Genomic DNA, 16,525 nt, shown 5'->3' with positions numbered 1-16,525 from the left:
GACCGTTTACCTCAGGATTGCAGCCAGGGGAAGACGGGCAGGTTCTTCGACTTCAACCATTCCGGATTGTACAGCGACGAGAGGTAGCGGAAACCGGTGTCGCACAGGATCGTGGCCACGCGTGCGTCACTCTTGCCTTCGGCCACCAGCTTGCGGCCCAGCGCGATCGCGCCCGCGACATTGATGCCCGAGGACAGGCCGAGGCAAAGCCCCTCTTCCGACAGCAGGCGGCGCACCCATTCGAGACCTTCCTCGTCCGAGATGCGGAACTGAGTATCGATCGGTGCGCCTTCGAGATTGGCGGTGATGCGGCCCTGTCCGATACCCTCGGCCACCGAATTGCCCTCGGCCTTGAGTTCGCCGTGCGCGTAATAGTTGTAAAGCGCGGCGCCGTGCGGATCGGTGAGCGCGATCGTGATGTTCTCGTCGAAGGCCTTGAGGCCGAGACCGGTGCCCGCGATCGTGCCGCCGGTGCCCGCCGCGCAAGTGAAGCCGTCGATGCGGCCTTCCATCTGCTGCCAGATTTCCGGCGCGGTGCTTTCGATATGCGCCTTGCGGTTGGCGATATTGTCGAACTGGTTGGCCCAGATCGCGCCCGGCGTCTCTTCGGCGAGGCGGCGCGAGGTATGGACGAAGTGGCCCGGGTTCGAGAACGGCGCGGCCGGAACCAGCACCAGCTCGGCGCCGAGCGCGCGCAGGGTGTCCATCTTTTCGCGCGACTGGGTCTCGGGCATGACGATGATGGTCTTGTAGCCCAGCGCATTGGCGACGAGCGCAATGCCGATGCCGGTATTGCCCGCCGTACCCTCGACGATGGTGCCGCCGGGCTGGAGCAGGCCCTTCGCCTCGGCGTCGCGCACGATCCACAGGGCTGCGCGGTCCTTTACCGAGGCGCCGGGATTCGCGAATTCGCACTTGCCCCAGATCTCGCAGCCGGCCGCTTCGCTCGGGCCCTTGAGCAGGACGAGCGGGGTGTTTCCGATGAGGTCGAGAGTGGCGCGCTGGGGGATGGGTGCAGTCATGGCCGCACAGGTAGGAAGTCCGGCGGAAAGGCGCAAATGATTTGCAGAGTTTTTTGAGCACGCCATTCGACCGGAGCGAATGGCGTGCAACGCAAAACGGCCGGATAGCCGTTTTGCGTGACCGTCAGGTCATCGAAAAATCAATCTTCCTGCGCGATCGTGACCTTGCAGCCTTCGAGCGCCGCGGTCACCGGAACCTGGCACGACAGGCGCGAGAATTCGTTGCGGTGGTCGGAGCTGTCGAGCAGGTCGTTCTCGTCCTCGCTCATTGCGGGAAGCTTGTCGACGAAGGCCGGATCGATATGTACGTGGCAGGTCGCGCAGGAGCAGCAGCCGCCGCAGAGGGCCAGAAGCTCGTCGAAACCGCCGTCGCGGATCGTTTCCATCAGGGTGCGGCCTTCGACGGCCTCTACGGTGGATTCTTCGCCCGATTGATTGATGACGATGATCTGCGGCATTCTCGTCGATCCCCTTGGTGATAGTGCATGCAGGACAACATGCTTGTCATGGCTTTTGACGCCGGCTGCTAATGGCTGGCACCTCCTTTTGCAAGGTAATCGACATATGGGCTTGAGCGCTGACGCACTGAAACTGGGCCTCGACGCCATTGCCGCGAAGGAACCCGCGATCGCCCGTGCGCTGGATGCCGCAGGCTATCCCGAACCGCGCATAAGGCCGACCGGCTATGCCACCCTGCTGCGCACGATCGTCGGCCAGCAGGTCTCGGTGGCGGCGGCGGCATCGGTGTGGAAGCGGCTGGAGGACCTCCTTGGCGAGGGCATCGCGCCCGAGACCCTGCTGGCCGCGGAATTCGAGGCCCTGCGCAGCTGCGGCCTGTCGCGCCAGAAGCAGGGCTATGCCCGCAGCCTCTGCGAACTGGTGGCCGCCGGGACGCTAGACCTGGAAAATCTCCCCGAAGACGACGAGGAGGCAATCGCCCAGCTCGTGCGGATCAAGGGCATCGGCCGATGGTCGGCAGAGGTCTATCTGCTGTTCGCGGAAGGCCGGACCGACATCTGGCCTGCCGGAGACCTCGCGGTTCAGGCCGGGCTGCACAAGATCTTCGCGCTGGAGGCAAGGCCCAGCGAGAAGGAAGCACGGGATCTGGCCGAACCCTGGCGCCCCTATCGCGGCGCGGCGGCGATCTTCACCTGGCATTGCTACAACAACCCCGCGCTCTGAGGCGCGCCGGTTTCAGGTTCCGGTTTTCAGGCGTCGGGCGCGATCGCGTCGATGAAGCGGGCCATGTCGAGGTCGCGTTGGCTGACGCCACCGGCATCGTGCGTGGTCAGCGTGATCTCGACCCGGTTGTAGACGTTGAACCACTCGGGGTGGTGATCGACCTTGTCGGCCTGGATCGCCACGCGGGTCATGAAGCCGAAGGCCGCGTTGAAGTCCGCGAACTTGAGCTTGCGCACCAGGGCGAGGCCATCCTCGCGCAAGTCCCAGGCGGGCAGTGCGGCCAGTGCTTCTGCGCGCTGGGCATCGGTAAGGCGGGCTATCGACATGGGATCACTCCGTAAAGCGGCGGCCAGCTTGGCACCTCGGCGGCTTTCCACTATCGCCTCCTCCCATGCAAGGGGCCTCCATCGCCATCGACGATCTCGCCTGTCGGCGCGGCGACCGGCTGCTGTTTCGCGGCGTCTCGCTGCGACTGGAAGCGGGACAGGCCCTCCAGATCACCGGCCGCAACGGCATCGGCAAGTCGAGCCTGCTGCGGATCGTCGCCGGTCTTGCCCCTGCCTTTGCCGGAACCGTGGCCAGCGAAGGTGCGATCGGCCTCGTGGACGAACGCCCGGCGCTCGATCCGTCGCTGACGCTGGGTGGGGCGCTCGCATTCTGGCGCCGGATCGACGGGGATGAGGAAGAGAACCGCCATCTCGCCCGGCTCGGCCTCGAAGGCCTGCTCGACGTTCCCGTGCGCTACCTTTCGACCGGACAGAAGAAACGCGCCGCGCTCGCCCGCCTGCTCGGACAGAGGGCAGACATCTGGTTGCTGGACGAACCGCTCAACGGCCTCGACACCCATGCCGTGACCCTCGCCGAAACGCTGGCCGCCGAACACTGCGCCGAGGGCGGTATCGCGCTGATCGCCTCGCACCAGCCCTTCTCGCTGGCGGGCATGAAGACGCTTGCGCTCGCGGAGCACGCGGCATGACCGGCCAATTCTGGCCGCTGCTGAAGCGCGACCTTGCCCGCCTGCTGCTTGGTGGACGGGGCGGCGGGGCGCTGCTGCCGATCCTGTTCTTCCTCTGCGTGGCGATGCTCTACCCCTTCGCAGTCGGCCCCGACGCAGCGCTGCTTGCCCGAACCGGCGGCGGGGTGATCTGGGTGGCCGCACTGCTCGCCGCGATCCTGCCACTCGACCGACTCGTCGAACCCGACATCGATCTCGGCCTGTTCGATCAGTGGACCCTGCGCGGCATTTCCGAGGAACTGGTGATCACGGTGCGGGTGCTCGCCCACTGGCTGAGCTTCGGTCCGCCGCTGATGCTGGCCGCCCTTCCCGCCGCCGCCCTGCTCGGGCTGGACGGCCATAGCCTGCTCACCGTCGAGATCGGCCTGCTGGCGGGAACCCCCGGCCTCGCCGCGCTCGGCGTGACGGTGGCGGCGCTGACGGCAGGGCTGCGCGGCGGCGCCGCGCTGGGCGGACTGCTGGTCATCCCGATGGCCGTCCCAGTCCTGATCTTCGGCGCCGGAAGCCTCGGCACCGGCGGCGAGAGCGGCCTCGCCTTGACCGCCGCCGCCAGCCTCGTCCTGCTTGCCATCGCGCCTTTCGCGGGCGGCGCTGCCGTACGCGCGGCGAGAGGCTGAGCGGGAAGCGTTTTATCGCCGAGGCGGTTGGCCCAGCCTCGCCATGCCGACCATAGTGCCCTCGGATCCGCAAAGCCGGACGCTTATCGGGACGAGGGGTAATGGCGATGATCGAGGTAATTTCAGGCCCGGTGAAGTTCGACACGGCCGCGCGAGAGGCACAGACGATCGCGGGCGGCCCTCGCTATGCGCCGCTGCGCCTCGATGAAGTAAGCCCCGAGGGCCAGGAACAGGTCGATGCGATTCGCGCCGCCTTTCAGATCCCCGAAAGCCGCCCCTTCCCCGACGTCAGCCTCATAACCCTGCGCCATCCCGGCATGTTCAAGGGCCAGATGGTGCTGGGAATCGAACTGGCCGCCAAAGGCGCGATTCCGGGGCGCGAGCGCGAACTGATGATCCTGCGCCTCGCCCTCCTCGCCCGCGCGCCGTTCGAGTGGTGCGAACATGTGGATATCGGCAAGGCCTTCGGCATTACCGGCGAGGAAATCGAACGGGTGATCGCCGGTTCCGCCGCGCCCGACTGGAGCGAGCACGAATCGGCGATGCTGCGCGCCGTGGAGGAACTCGTGGCCGACCACTGCATGAGCGATTCGACCTGGGATATCCTCGCGAGGACCTGGAACGAGAAGCAGATGCTTGAAGTGCCGATGCTGGTCGGCGCCTATCTGATGACGGCGATGCAGCAGAATTCCCTGAAAATTCAGCCGAAAGGCGGGTTCGACTACCGCTGAATCCCGCACCGAGCGATTCGCCGGGCAGAGATAGCCTCCGAATCGCCGATTCGAATCGACCCGATTCGATCCTGTCCGGATGGCCGTCATTCCATGGCCGACCGCCTTTCCGGGGGAAAAATGTCGCCCTTTTTTCTGCACGGTTCGCCGGCCCGCAGGCGCGCAAGCGCTGTGGGTAAATCCGGCACAACTCCGGTATAACCTCAGCAAAACCACTGGATTTTCGGGGAAAAAGTGGGCCGGGGCGCTCTCTCGCGCTTAGCGTGAGATCGCCCCGGCCCAGTCGACAGGAAGGGCAGGACGGCGCCCCATGACAAGCGCCGGCCCTAGGTCCTTGGTGCAGACTTGACGGGCAAGACAAGCTGCGTAGACATAGCTAATGATAATCATTCTCAAGTGCAAGCCCATGGAGAACAGGCATGTATCAATATGTCGATCGCCCGCTTAATTCGCTCGACGAGGGATGCCGTTTCCTGGTCTGGTCCATGCGGGCCTGGGTCACGACTCTGGGCCGCCGCCAGTGCCCCGCGGAGGCGCTGGCGCCCGCTTTCGCCAAGTGGCGGATGATCGGCGGACTCCGGCCCTTCCACCGCTCCATGCTGCTGTTCAACCGCGACGCGCTGGAAACCTTCGCCTTCTGCCCCATGGCATGCAGCCACGTATCCGAGCACGAGGCGGTGATTCTCGAACTCATCACCTCCCTGCGCGACCGCGGCCCCCAGCAGACACGCGACACACTGGAGATGGTCATCTCGGAAGACAGCGTGGGCGACATGCTGGAGACGCTCTCCAAGCTCGGCGCGGCGATGGCGATTGCGGGAATCTTTCCGGGCGAGCCGGTCGCGGCGAAGAATTTGCGGCATTGAAGGACAAGGGAAAAGCAGGGGCCATCGCCCCTGCACCCCGTTACCGTCTAGGTCACGCGGACCGGCAGCCTCGTGCGCCCATGGCTGCGTCGGAAGACATATTGGCTGCGCCGCAAGGAATGCGCACCGGGTAGGTGGCACGCAAGGTCGACATTCCGAGGGTCCGGGGGATCATCCCCCGGAATCTTCTCTTCGTCTTAAGCCCCGATCAACTCCCGCCCAATCAACATCCGCCGGATCTCGTTCGTCCCCGCACCGATATCGAGAAGCTTGGCGTCGCGCAGATAGCGCTCGACCGGCCAGTCCTTGGTATAGCCCGCGCCGCCGAGCGCCTGCACCGCCTCGCCCGAGACCCGGAAGGCGTTCTCGCTGGCGAGCAGGATCGCCCCCGCCGCATCGAAGCGCGTGGTCTGTCCGGCATCGCAGGCCCTCGCGACCGCGTAGACATAGGCCCGCGCCGATTGCAGCGCGACGTACATGTCCGCCACTTTGGCCTGCATCAGTTGGAACGTGCCGATGGCGGTGCCGAACTGGCGGCGCTCGCGGACATAGGGGATCACGGTGTCGAGGCAGGCCTGCATGATGCCGATCTGCAAGCCTGCGAGCACCACGCGCTCGTAGTCGAGGCCGCTCATCAGCACTTTCACGCCGCCATGCAGCGGACCCATCACGTTTTCCGCAGGCACGAAGCAGTCGTCGAACACCAGTTCGCAGGTGGGCGATCCGCGCATGCCCATCTTGTCGATCTTCTGGCCAATCGAGAAGCCGGGCATATCCTTTTCGATCAGGAAGGCAGTGATACCTTTCGAACCGGCCTCGGCATCGGTCTTGGCGTAGACGACCAGCACCTCCGCATAAGTGCCGTTGGTGATCCAGAACTTGGTGCCGTTGAGCCGGAACCCGCCCTCGACCGCATCCGCGCGCAGTTTCATGCTGACCACATCGGAGCCTGCGCCGACTTCGGACATGGCGAGGCTGCCGACGTGTTCGCCGGAAATCAGCTTCGGCAGATACTTCGCTTTCTGCGCGTCGTTGCCCCAGCGGCGGATCTGGTTGACGCAGAGGTTGGAGTGCGCGCCGTAGGACAGCCCTACCGAGGCCGAAGCGCGGCTTACTTCCTCCACCGCGATCACATGCTCCAGATAGCCCAGGCCGGTGCCGCCCCACTCTTCCTCGACCGTCAGGCCGTGGAGGCCGAGTTCGCCCATGGCGGGCCAGAGTTCGCGCGGGAACCAGTCCTCGGCGTCCACGCGGGCGGCGAGCGGGGCAATCTGCTCGTCGGCGAAGCGGGCGACGCTTTCGCGGATCATCTCGGCGCTTTCGCCCAGTGCGAAATCGAAGTCGGGGGTGGCTTTCATCTCTTCTTCCCAAAACGCACGGCCCGCGTTCCTGCGGCCTTTCCTGGAGAGATTATCGGAACCCCATGACGCAAACAAATTGAAACTTACACGACCTTTGAATAGATTTTCCCAATGATAAAGCGCGCGCATATCCGGCATTTCCTGGCGGTTGCCGATTCCGGCAGCTTCAAGCAGGCGGCGGCGCGGCTCCATGTGACCCAGCCGACCGTCTCGACGAGCATCGCGGAACTGGAAAAGCTGGTCGGCTCCCCGCTGTTCGTGCGCGACCGGCGCCATGTGCGGCTGACCGAGGCGGGCGGCGCCTTTCTGCCGATCGCCCGCGATCTCGAGGCCGGTTTCCGCCGCGCAGACCAGTTCGGCCGCCCCGTGCAGGAACAGTGGCCGGGCCTCAGACTTGGGGTGATCCCCACGATTTCCGGGCCGATGCTGGAATGCGTGGCCCGCGAACTCTCGCGCGATTTCGGGATCGAGCTGGTCGAAGGCGACGACCGGGATCTGCGCAGCCAACTCGCCAGCGGCAAGATCCAGCTCGCGCTGACTTTGCTGGACGACAGCGACGGGGACGAAAACGTCCATCCACTGCTGGAGGAACCTTACGTCCTCGTCATGCCCGCCGCGCACCGCTTTGCCGGAATGAAGGAGGTTTCGCCGCAGGATCTCGCCGGAGACATCATGATCGCGCGGCGGTCCTGCGAGGTGCTGCAAAGGACCAGCCGTTTCTTCACCGATGCCGGAGTGCGCCCGCGCTTTGCGCTGCGCAGCGAGAACGAGGACCGCTGCATGAGGATGGTTGCGGCGGGCCTCGGCGTGACGGTGGCACCGCGTTCGCTCGCGCCTGCGGGAACGGCAACGGCCGGGATCGTCGGTTATGGATTGAAACGCAGACTGGGTGTGGTTCGCGACACGGCCTTGCCCGAAGAGGCAAAGGAAAGACTGACCACGACGCTGGAGATCGTCGCTGCCAGCCTTTCCCTTCCCAGGCCCTGAACCTCGAGATTCGATCCGGCCGCCCACCCTTCGTGGGTGGTGCGACAAGTCCGATAGTGTCTTGCAACCCCGTCAATATGACCCCTTGCAGGCCCCATCCTGCAAGCGGGGGCGCCACTGCGAGCGGGGTCCCTTTTTACACCCGTCCGCAGGAATGCGCCCCCAGCCGTCATGCAACGACGAACCTTCCGCGACCTCGTTGGGAGGAGAAATCGCTTCCGGTATCGCATTGCACGTTTCGGCGTTGCCCTATGCGTAAAGTCCTGACACGATACGCGCAAACGCAATGAATTCGCCGAAGCGTTGCAAAAATTAGAGCAGGTCCAGAGCGCCCGATTCATGCCGGTATTCTCACGCTTCCTTCGATACTTCCTGGCCGTCGGCCGCCTCGGCTCGATCCGCCGGGCGGCGGACGAATTGAACGTCTCGGCCTCCGCGATCGACCGCCAGATCCTCAATGCCGAAGCCCAGCTCGGCCTGCCCCTGTTCGAGCGCCTGCCGACCGGACTGCGCCTCACCGCCGCCGGGGAGATGATGATGGCCTCGGGCGTGCAATGGCAGCAGGATCTCGCGGGACTGCGGGCACGGGTGGAGGACTTGCGCGGCCTCAAGCGCGGTCATGTCGACATCGCCGTGATCGATTCGCTGGCGCGCGGACACGTCCCGGCCACGATCCACGCGATCCAGCAGCGCTATCCCGGCATCACCATGGGCGTGCGCGTTCTCGGCAACGACGCGGTGCGCCGCGCCGTGATCGACGGCGAAGTCGATTTCGGCATTCTGTTCGAGCCACAGTCCTACCGCGAACTTTCGGTCCGCGCCTTCACCGAAGTCGTGCTCGGCTTCGTCACCCCGCCCGATCACCGGCTGGCAAAAGCGCCCGCCGCACGCTTCTCGATCTGCGCCGAAGAGCCGATGATCGTCCCCGCCGCGCCGCTCGCGGTCCACCAGCAGATCGCCGTGCTCGAAGGTGCGACCGGGGTGACGCTCGACCGGCGGGCCAGTTCGGACAATATCGAGACGATCACCGCCCTCGTCCTGCAAGGCGCCGGGATCGGCGTGCTAACCTCGCTCGACGTGCGGACCGAAGTGCAGCGCGGCCTGCTCGCCTTCACCCGCATCTCCGATTCGCTGCTGCGCCCCATGACGCTGGCGCTCTGCACCGCCACGGCCCGAACCCCGTCCTACGCCGCCGCCATGGTACTGGGCGAATTCGAGACCGGCTTCGCCCAGCTCGGTCATTCGGTTTCAGGCACTTAGCCCCACGCGCGCCCGGACGCATCCGCCCCCGCGCTTCGCGCAATTGCAGATTTCGGGCAAAACCGATAAGCGGAGGCGCTTCCTCCCCACATTCCCGTTCAGGACGTGCCCGCTATGAGTGAAGCTTCCGAGCCGCAGCTCCATTTTCTCGAATACTACGAAGACTTCCTCGCCAAAGTCCGCCAGCTCTCGCGGCAGGTGCAGAATAACGACTGGCAGCCCGATTTCATCATCGGCCTGGGCCGCGGCGGACTGGTTCCGGCGGTCTATATCTCGCACCAGCTTTCGCTGCCGATGCTGTCGATCGACCACTCCGCCAAGATCCCCGGCTTCGCCGACGAACTGCTGGCCAGAGTCGCGGCGATGAGCGCGGAAGGCACGCGCATGCTGTTCGTGGACGACATCAACGACACCGGCGGCACCATCGAATATATCCGCAGCCAGCTGACCCAGGGCGGCGGCGATCACGACAACCTGCGCTTCGCGGTGGTCATCAACAACAAGAGCTCCAAGGTCGAAGTCGATGTCTGGGCAGACGTGATCGACCGGGCCGACGACAAGCGCTGGTTCGTGTTCCCGTGGGAGTCGGTCGGCACGCGCGAGAGCATCGTCGAAGAGGCGCTTTCGGTGCCGGAGCGGTTGGCCTGAAGGTTTAAGGTTTGAAGTTTAAGGAAAGACGCAGGGGTTAACACCCCTGCACCCCATTACCGTCCAGGTCACGCGGACCAACGCCGTTGCGCACCCATGGCTGCGCCGGGAGACTTATTGGCTGCGCCGCAGGGAGCGCACCACCGGCCAGGTAGCGCGCGAGGTCGACATTCCGAGGGTCTGGGGGATCATCCCCCAGGACTTCCTCTTCTCTTCAAAATCCTTTTCAACTCTTCATCATCTCGATCCGCGAGCGCCAGCATCGCCCGGTACGGATCTCCCTCAAGCCCGAGCACCTGCGCGAAAGCAGGCTCCGTCTTGGCCCCTGCCCGCCGCGCCGTCATGACTGCCGCGCGCAGCCCTTCACCGCCCAGCTCCAGCAGCCGCGCCTCGACCGCGAAGTGCCGCCAGCCGTGCTGCTCCTGCACCGGCAGGGCCTGCCCGAAGACCTCGAACGGGGTGCCCGCGACCGAAAACGCCGCGACCACCGGGCGAGCCGCCTTCTGCCACTGCCACATCGCGAAATGTTCGAAGTCGCGGCAGGTCTCCCACAGGGCCTCGGCGAAAACCTGAGCATCGGGGGCGTGGCAGAGCACGTCGATATCGCTTCCGGGCACGGCAAGGCCGAGCGGGAAAGTTCCGGCCACATGGGGATCGAAGCGGGCGAGCCGCGTCAGGACGCCGCTCGCCGCCAGTGCCGCCTGCCAGTCGGTCAGCGGTGGGTCTCAAGGTAGGCGTCTAGACGGCCGAGGTGCTCCGCCACGGCTTCGGCGGGCAGGAACGAGCCGGTGAAGCTGTTGCGCGCGAGAGTGGCGAGGGCATCGCGGTCCAGCCCGCGCGCGGCGGCGATGGCGCGGTAGTTGTCGGCCACGTAGCCGCCGAAGTAGGCGGGGTCGTCGGAGTTGACGGTGGCTTTCAGGCCCTGCGCGAGCATCGCGTCGATCGGGTGGTCGGCGAGGTCGTCCACGACGCAGAGCTTGTGGTTGGAGAGCGGGCAAACGGTGAGGGTCATTTCCTCGCGCACCAGCCGCTCGATCAGGGCCGGGTCTTCGAGCGCGCGGTTGCCGTGATCGATGCGGTGGACGCCGAGTAGGTCGAGCGCCTGGTGGACATATTCGGGCGGGCCTTCCTCGCCGGCGTGGGCGGTGATGCGCAGGCCCTTTTCGCGCGCGGCGGCGAAGACGCGGGCGAACTTCTCGGGCGGATGGCCCAGTTCGGAGGAGTCCAGCCCCACGGCCTCGATCCGGTCGAGCCAGGGTTCGGCTTCGGCCAGGGTGGCGAAGGCGGCGTCCTCGGACAGGTGGCGCAGGAAGGAGAGGATCAGGCTGCTCGACATGCCGTGCTCGGCGCGGGCGGCCTCCATGGCGGAGAGCAGGCCCTCGATCACTTCGGAGAACGGCACGCCGCGATCGGTGTGGGTCTGGGGATCGAACATCAGTTCCGCGTGGACAACCCCGTCCGCCGCGGCCCGCGCGAAGTAGGCTGCGGCGAGGTCGTGGAAGTCCTGCCGGGTCAGCAGCACGTTTGCGCCGGCGTAGTAGATGTCGAGGAAATCCTGGAGGTTCGAGAAATCATAGGCCGCGCGCACCTCTTCCACCGTGGCGAAGGGGATCGAGACGCCATTGCGCTCCGCCAGTGCGAACATCAGTTCGGGTTCGAGGCTGCCTTCGATGTGGAGGTGAAGCTCCGCCTTGGGCAGGCCGGCGATGAAGGTGTCGAGGTCGGTCATGTCATGTTCCTGTTCCAGGCGCATTTGCCCAGCAGATATGTGCGCATCGCGGCGCGGTCGTCGCCCAGCACCTGCAACGCGAAGAGGCGCTGCGCAAGGTCGGTGTCGCGGGTGCGGCGTGCGAGGAGCGGCGTGGCGGCCGTATCGAGCACCACGAAATCGGCCTCCTGCCCCGGTTCGAGGCGGCCCACCCGGTCACCGATGTGCAGAAGATCTGCGCTGCCCGCCGTCGCCAGCCAGAGCGCGCGGAAGGGATCGAGGGCCAGTTCCTTCAGCTGCGCGGCCTGATAGGCGAGGCCCTGGGTGTGCAGCAGCGAGAACGTCGTCCCCGCGCCGACGTCGGTGCCGAGGCCGAGGCGTAAGGCGTGGCGCTGCGCCTGCGCGAAATCGAAGCAGCCGGAACCGAGGAAGAAGTTGGAACTCGGGCATACCGCGATCCCGGCGCCGGTTTGGTGCAGGCGCCGGCAGGAGCGGTCCGGCAGATGGATGCCGTGCGCGAAGACCGAGCGGGGGGTGACGAGGCCGAAGCGGTCGTAGACGTCGAGGTAGTCCGCCGCTTCGGGAAAGCGCTCCGCCACGGCGGCGCATTCGCGGCGGTTTTCGGCAAGGTGGGTGTGCATCAGCACGTCGGGATGCCCGGCCAGCAGCGCACCGGCATCGGCCAGTTGCGCATCCGACGATGCAAGCGCGAAACGCGGCGTCACCGCATAGCCGAGCCTGCCGCGGCCGCGCCAGCGGCGGATCAGCGCCTCGCTTTCGGCGCGGCCCGAGGCGGGGGTGTCGCTCAGCCCTTCCGGCCCGAGGTCCATCAGCACTTTGCCGGAGATCACCCGCATGTCCCGCGCCAGCGCCGCCTCGAACAGGGCATCCACCGACTGCGCGTGGACGGTCGGGAAGACGAGCGCGCTGGTCGTGCCGTTCCTCAGCAGTTCGTCAAGGAAGAAGGCGGCGACGGCATCGGCGTGGGCCTTGTCGGCGAAGGCCTTCTCGGCGGGGAAGATGTGCCGCTCCAGCCAGTCGAGCAATTGTTCGCCGTGTGCGGCGATGCGGTCGGTCTGGGGGTAGTGGACATGGGCATCGACGAAGCCGGGCACGACGAGGCCGGGCAGCGTTTCCACCGGGACCTGCGGGAAGCGTCCGGCAAGTTCGGCATAAGGCCCGCGCGCGACGATAATGCCGTCTTCCACGACCAGCAGCCCGTCCGGCTCGTGGCGGACCGCTTTGGGGTCATCCGTGGGATCGCGGGAAACCGAGAGGATTTCGGCGCGAAAGGCGTGGATCATCCGCCAGCGAGCCACACGAAGCGCGCGACGAAGACCAGCGCAAGCACCAGCAGGAACCAGTCCTTCCGCTCGATCGTGCCGCGCACCAGCTTGAGCAAAGCATGGGCGGTAATGCCGAAAGCGAGGCCGTTGGCGATCGAGAAGGTGAAGGGGATCATTGCCACGGTCAGGAAGGCCGGGATCGCCGCCAGCGGATCTTCCCACTGCACTTCGGTCAGCGGCAGCAGCATCAGGCCGCCGACGACGATCAGCGCGGGGGCAGTCGCCGCCAGCGGAATGATCTGGGCATAGGGCGCGACGAACAGGGTCGCGAGGAACAGCAGGCCGGTAACCACCGCGGTCAGGCCGGTGCGGCCGCCCGCCTGCACGCCCGCCGCGCTCTCGACATAGCTGGTCACCGTGCTGGTGCCCGCCATCGAGCCGACGATGGTGGCGGCGGCGTCGGTCACGAGAATGCGGTTGAGGCGCGGGATCTTCCCGTCCCGGTCAATCAGCCCGGCCCGCTTGGTGACGGCGACGAGTGTGCCGATATTGTCGAACAGGTCGACGAACAGGAACACGAAGAGGATCTCGAACAGGCCGAGGCCGTGGCTGCCGGAGAGGCCGAACACGCCCGCAAGGTCCAGCTTGAGGGCGGTGCCGGTCAGGGCCTCCAGCGAATAGGGCTCGGGATGCACCGAGACGAGACCGCAGAGCCAGCCCAGCGCGGTCGTGGCGAGGATCCCGATCAGCATCGCCCCGCGCACGTTCCACACGGAAAGCGCGCCGATCAGCACCAGCCCGAACAGCGCCAATGCGGCGCCGGGGGCCTTGAGGTTGCCCAGCGCGACGAACGTGGCGGGATCGGCCACGACGATGCCGGCACTCTTGAGGCCGACGAAGCCGATGAACAGCCCGATCCCGCCCGCGACCGCCGCAAAGAGATACTGCGGGATCGAGGAGATGATCAGCTGCCGTACGCCGGTTACCGTCAGCGCCAGGAAGGCCACGCCCGAAAGGAACACGCAGCCCAGCGCCACCGGCCAGGGCACGCCCATCTGCTGGACGACGGTAAAGCTGAAATAGGCGTTGAGACCCATGCCCGGCGCCAGTGCCAGCGGCGTATTGGCGACGAGACCCATGAGGATCGAGGCAAAGGCGGCCGCGAAACAGGTCACCGCCGCCACCGAGGCCACCGGCATCCCCGCCGCGCCGAGGATCGCCGGGTTCACCAGCACGATGTAGGCCATCGTCAGAAACGTCGTCGCGCCTGCGAGGACTTCGGTGCGGGCATCGGTGCCGCGTGCGCTCAGCGCGAAGCGGCGTTCCAGCAGGCCCGTCGGTTCGGTCTCGGTCTGGCTCGGCATTGCGTCCTGTTCGTCCCTGAAGCGTCTGATGGCTGGGACATGTCCTATCGGCAATTGCCGGGGGCTGCGCAATATCTCCCTGATCTGCCCCCGGCTAGGTACGCTCCGCAACCCACTCGCGGCGCAGGGCAGGACCGGCGAGGCTCATCAGCAAGGCCGCCAGCAGATAGAGGCCCAGCCCCAGCAGCATCGAATAGCGCAGCGATTCCGCGCCGTAGACCGGCGCCAATGCCTTCGACAGCGCGCCCAGCGCATAGATGCCGCCGCCCAGCCCGATCAGGTTGTTGATGAGCAGGAACAGCGCCGAAGCCGTCGCCCGCGCGGGCGGCTCGACCAAGTGCTGGACCGCGCTCGTCACCGGCCCCAGCCAGACATAGGCAAGCGCCTGCGGAACCAGGAACAACAGGAAGGCGAGCGGCACGCTGGAGGTCCAGATTCCGCCCGCGAAGAGCGGCACGGCCACGACATAGGCCATGGCCGGGACCCGGCCGTACCAAGCGCGGTCGGCCTTGCCGAGACGGTCCGCCAGCAGCCCGCCCATCAGCACGCCCACGGTCCCGCCGATCAGCAGCACCGCACCGAGGAACCAGGATGTCTCGACGAGATCGAGCTTGAAGCTGCGCTGGAGCAGGCTCGGCAGCCAGAAGGCGAGACCGTAGCCCAGCATCGAACTGGACGCAGCACCAAAGCTCAGCAGCCAGAACGCGCGCTTGCGGGCGAGCAGCGCGGCGACTTCGCCGAAGCGGATCGTCGGGGCGGTCGTCGCGGGGCCGATCCCTCCCCCTTTGGACTTGTCCTTGACCACCAGCTTGAACAGCGGCGCGATCAGCAGTCCGGCGAGGCCCACGACAACGAAAGCCGCGCGCCAGTCCACCCGCGTCGCGACATAGCCGCCCGCCAGCACGCCTGCCGCCGAGCCGAGCGGAATGCCCAGCGAATAGACCGAGAGCGCGAAAGCCCGCCGCTCGCTGGGGAAGTGGTCGCCGATCACCGCATAGGAAGGCGCGACGCCGCCCGCCTCCCCCACGCCGACGCCGAGCCGTGCGAGGAAGATGTGCCAGAACCCCGTCGCCGCGCCGCAGAGCGCGGTGAACAGGCTCCAGACCACCAGCGACCCGGTGATGACCCAGGAGCGGCTGGTCCGGTCCGCCACCCAGGCCAGCGGCACGCCGAGCGTCGAATAGAGCATCGCGAAGGCCAGGCCGCCCAGCATGCCCATCTGCGCATCGTCAAGGCCCAGTTCCTGCTGGATCGGCGCGGCCAGGATCGCGAGTATCTGGCGGTCCACGAAGTTGAAGATATAGACCAGCAGCAGCATCGCCAGCACCAGCCGGGGCGATCTCGATCCGGTCACCTTTGCATCACTCATCCTATTCGCCCCATTGCGTCGTTCCGGATCAGGTCCGGGATAACGGCATATGCTCTCTCAGGAAGGCCGAAATCGCCGCCACGGCGGGCAATTCGTCGAGGATCGGCGCATGGCCCACGCGGGGAACCTCCACCGCCGAGAAAAACCCGGCATGGCGCTGGGCCATCTCCCGCACCGTTGCGGCGGAGAGGAGGTCGGACAGCGCCCCGCGCACGACCAGCACCGGCGCTGCGTCCAGAAGGTCCCACAAGGGCCAGAGGTCGGCCGGAACCGTCTGCGGCGCATCACCGCCGATGCTTTGCGCAATGGCCGGATCGTAGGCGAAAGACACGGTTCCATCCGCATTCTCCCGGCAGGTGCGCCGTGCGAAGGCCAGCCAGTCCGCCTCGCCGAAGTCCGGAAAAGCCGCCGCGTTGACCGTCCGGCAGCGCGCCGCCGCCTCCTGCCACGAAGCCATGACCGCACCCGGCCCGACATAGCCCTGAATGCGCGCCAGACCGGCAGGATCGAGCACCGGGCCGATGTCGTTGAACACGAAGCCGCTGGCGAGGTCCGGCCGGAGCGCATTCATCACCATGGCCATCAGCCCGCCCATCGAGGTGCCGATCAGGCAGACCCGCGCAATGCCGAGGCCGTCCAGCAGCGCCAGCATGTCCTGCGCATAGACATCGGGCCGGTACTGCGCCGGGTCCGGGTCCCATTCGGACAGACCCCGCCCCCGCTGATCTGGCACGATGAGCCGGTAGCGCCCCGCGAGATGCGCCGCGAGCGGCTCGAAATCGGCGGAATTGCGGGTGAGCCCGTGCATCATCAGCAGGACCGGCACCCCGGCCTCCGCCGCAGCATAGTCGCGCGCGACGAGATCGAGCCTCCCGCAGGCGCTGCGGTAGCGATGGAGGCGATATTCCATGGCGAGCATTGTCCTTTCGGCCCGCAAGAGACCGGATGACGGGCCTCACCTTCCCCGGGTGAGACCCGTCCGGCGTGATCAGAATTCCAGCGTCCCGGTAACGAAGACCTGGCGCGGATTGCCGTAGAACGCGGTCAGCGTGCCCTCACGGCCGAGCGTCGGGATCAGCCCGCCGGCGGCGTTGCGCAGGATCGTCCCG

Annotated in this window: 18 protein-coding genes; 8 read left to right on the top strand and 10 right to left on the bottom strand. The window is 66.5% G+C overall.

What is annotated here, in order from left to right:
• Positions 1 to 11 precede the first annotated feature (11 nt).
• Positions 12 to 1,022 (bottom strand): cysteine synthase A, encoded by a 1,011-nt coding sequence (locus V7066_RS05155; RefSeq protein ID WP_334182174.1) that lies wholly within the window; start codon positions 1,020 to 1,022, stop codon positions 12 to 14.
• Positions 1,023 to 1,162: 140 nt separating this feature from the next.
• Entirely contained in the window at positions 1,163 to 1,480 is a 318-nt protein-coding gene (locus V7066_RS05150) for a 2Fe-2S iron-sulfur cluster-binding protein (RefSeq protein WP_334182173.1), read from the bottom strand.
• A gap of 106 nt (positions 1,481 to 1,586) precedes the next feature.
• Here V7066_RS05150 and V7066_RS05145 point away from each other — a divergent pair, with 106 nt between their 5' ends.
• Positions 1,587 to 2,204 carry a DNA-3-methyladenine glycosylase family protein gene (locus V7066_RS05145; protein ID WP_334182172.1) on the top strand — a complete coding sequence of 206 codons (618 nt, stop codon included), beginning with the start codon at positions 1,587 to 1,589 and terminating at the stop codon, positions 2,202 to 2,204.
• A gap of 26 nt (positions 2,205 to 2,230) precedes the next feature.
• Here the strand turns inward: V7066_RS05145 and V7066_RS05140 are convergent, their stop codons facing one another.
• The gene (locus tag V7066_RS05140; protein WP_334182171.1) at positions 2,231 to 2,530 is read right to left on the bottom strand and encodes a 4a-hydroxytetrahydrobiopterin dehydratase; all 300 of its coding nucleotides are present in this window, start codon (positions 2,528 to 2,530) and stop codon (positions 2,231 to 2,233) included.
• Between the two features lie 65 nt (positions 2,531 to 2,595).
• On the opposite strand from V7066_RS05140, the gene ccmA reads away from it, so the two are divergent.
• From ccmA to V7066_RS05120, 4 genes are all read left to right on the top strand, one after another.
• On the top strand, positions 2,596 to 3,180 hold the full coding sequence (gene ccmA / locus V7066_RS05135) for a heme ABC exporter ATP-binding protein CcmA (protein WP_334182170.1): 585 nt from the start codon (positions 2,596 to 2,598) through the stop codon (positions 3,178 to 3,180).
• Positions 3,177 to 3,836 carry a heme exporter protein CcmB gene (locus V7066_RS05130; RefSeq protein WP_334182169.1) on the top strand — a complete coding sequence of 220 codons (660 nt, stop codon included), beginning with the start codon at positions 3,177 to 3,179 and terminating at the stop codon, positions 3,834 to 3,836. Before ccmA ends, V7066_RS05130 begins: the two co-directional genes overlap by 4 nt.
• A 107-nt stretch (positions 3,837 to 3,943) precedes the next feature.
• A complete protein-coding gene (locus tag V7066_RS05125; RefSeq protein WP_334182168.1) occupies positions 3,944 to 4,567 on the top strand; it encodes a carboxymuconolactone decarboxylase family protein in 624 nt (207 codons plus the stop codon).
• 419 nt (positions 4,568 to 4,986) lie between these two features.
• Positions 4,987 to 5,433, top strand: coding sequence for a hypothetical protein (locus V7066_RS05120; protein WP_334182167.1), 447 nt, complete (start codon positions 4,987 to 4,989; stop codon positions 5,431 to 5,433).
• Positions 5,434 to 5,630: 197 nt separating this feature from the next.
• Here the strand turns inward: V7066_RS05120 and V7066_RS05115 are convergent, their stop codons facing one another.
• Positions 5,631 to 6,791, bottom strand: a complete 1,161-nt coding sequence (locus V7066_RS05115; RefSeq protein ID WP_334182166.1) for an isovaleryl-CoA dehydrogenase — start codon at positions 6,789 to 6,791, stop codon at positions 5,631 to 5,633.
• A gap of 114 nt (positions 6,792 to 6,905) precedes the next feature.
• Here V7066_RS05115 and V7066_RS05110 point away from each other — a divergent pair, with 114 nt between their 5' ends.
• The 3 genes from V7066_RS05110 to V7066_RS05100 all read left to right on the top strand — a co-directional run bounded on the left by V7066_RS05110 (position 6,906) and on the right by V7066_RS05100 (position 9,689).
• Entirely contained in the window at positions 6,906 to 7,781 is an 876-nt protein-coding gene (locus V7066_RS05110) for a LysR family transcriptional regulator (protein ID WP_334182165.1), read from the top strand.
• Positions 7,782 to 8,120: 339 nt separating this feature from the next.
• Complete coding sequence (locus V7066_RS05105) at positions 8,121 to 9,041, top strand: LysR family transcriptional regulator (protein WP_334182164.1); 921 nt, start codon at positions 8,121 to 8,123, stop codon at positions 9,039 to 9,041.
• Between the two features lie 114 nt (positions 9,042 to 9,155).
• Positions 9,156 to 9,689 carry a phosphoribosyltransferase gene (locus V7066_RS05100; protein ID WP_334182163.1) on the top strand — a complete coding sequence of 178 codons (534 nt, stop codon included), beginning with the start codon at positions 9,156 to 9,158 and terminating at the stop codon, positions 9,687 to 9,689.
• 188 nt (positions 9,690 to 9,877) lie between these two features.
• Here V7066_RS05100 and V7066_RS05095 read toward each other — a convergent pair whose 3' ends face one another.
• From V7066_RS05095 to V7066_RS05070, 6 genes are all read right to left on the bottom strand, one after another.
• Positions 9,878 to 10,384: a DUF4269 domain-containing protein gene (locus tag V7066_RS05095; RefSeq protein ID WP_334182224.1), complete on the bottom strand. Its 507-nt coding sequence runs from the start codon at positions 10,382 to 10,384 to the stop codon at positions 9,878 to 9,880.
• A 17-nt stretch (positions 10,385 to 10,401) separates the two neighbouring features.
• A complete protein-coding gene (locus V7066_RS05090; RefSeq protein ID WP_334182162.1) occupies positions 10,402 to 11,418 on the bottom strand; it encodes an adenosine deaminase in 1,017 nt (338 codons plus the stop codon).
• Positions 11,415 to 12,701, bottom strand: coding sequence for a guanine deaminase (gene guaD, locus V7066_RS05085; RefSeq protein ID WP_334182161.1), 1,287 nt, complete (start codon positions 12,699 to 12,701; stop codon positions 11,415 to 11,417). The genes V7066_RS05090 and guaD overlap by 4 nt, the downstream gene beginning before the upstream one ends.
• Positions 12,698 to 14,047, bottom strand: a complete 1,350-nt coding sequence (locus V7066_RS05080; RefSeq protein WP_334182160.1) for an NCS2 family permease — start codon at positions 14,045 to 14,047, stop codon at positions 12,698 to 12,700. The genes guaD and V7066_RS05080 overlap by 4 nt, the downstream gene beginning before the upstream one ends.
• Positions 14,048 to 14,141: 94 nt before the next feature.
• Positions 14,142 to 15,416 (bottom strand): spinster family MFS transporter, encoded by a 1,275-nt coding sequence (locus V7066_RS05075; RefSeq protein WP_334182159.1) that lies wholly within the window; start codon positions 15,414 to 15,416, stop codon positions 14,142 to 14,144.
• Between the two features lie 28 nt (positions 15,417 to 15,444).
• Positions 15,445 to 16,326: an alpha/beta fold hydrolase gene (locus V7066_RS05070; RefSeq protein WP_334182158.1), complete on the bottom strand. Its 882-nt coding sequence runs from the start codon at positions 16,324 to 16,326 to the stop codon at positions 15,445 to 15,447.
• Positions 16,327 to 16,525 lie beyond the last annotated feature (199 nt).

It is taken from the genome of Novosphingobium sp. (genome assembly GCF_036820275.1).
GTDB lineage: Bacteria > Pseudomonadota > Alphaproteobacteria > Sphingomonadales > Sphingomonadaceae > Novosphingobium.
The sequence above is the reverse complement of the archived record's forward strand: the minus strand, read 5'-3'. Positions and strand labels throughout refer to the sequence as shown.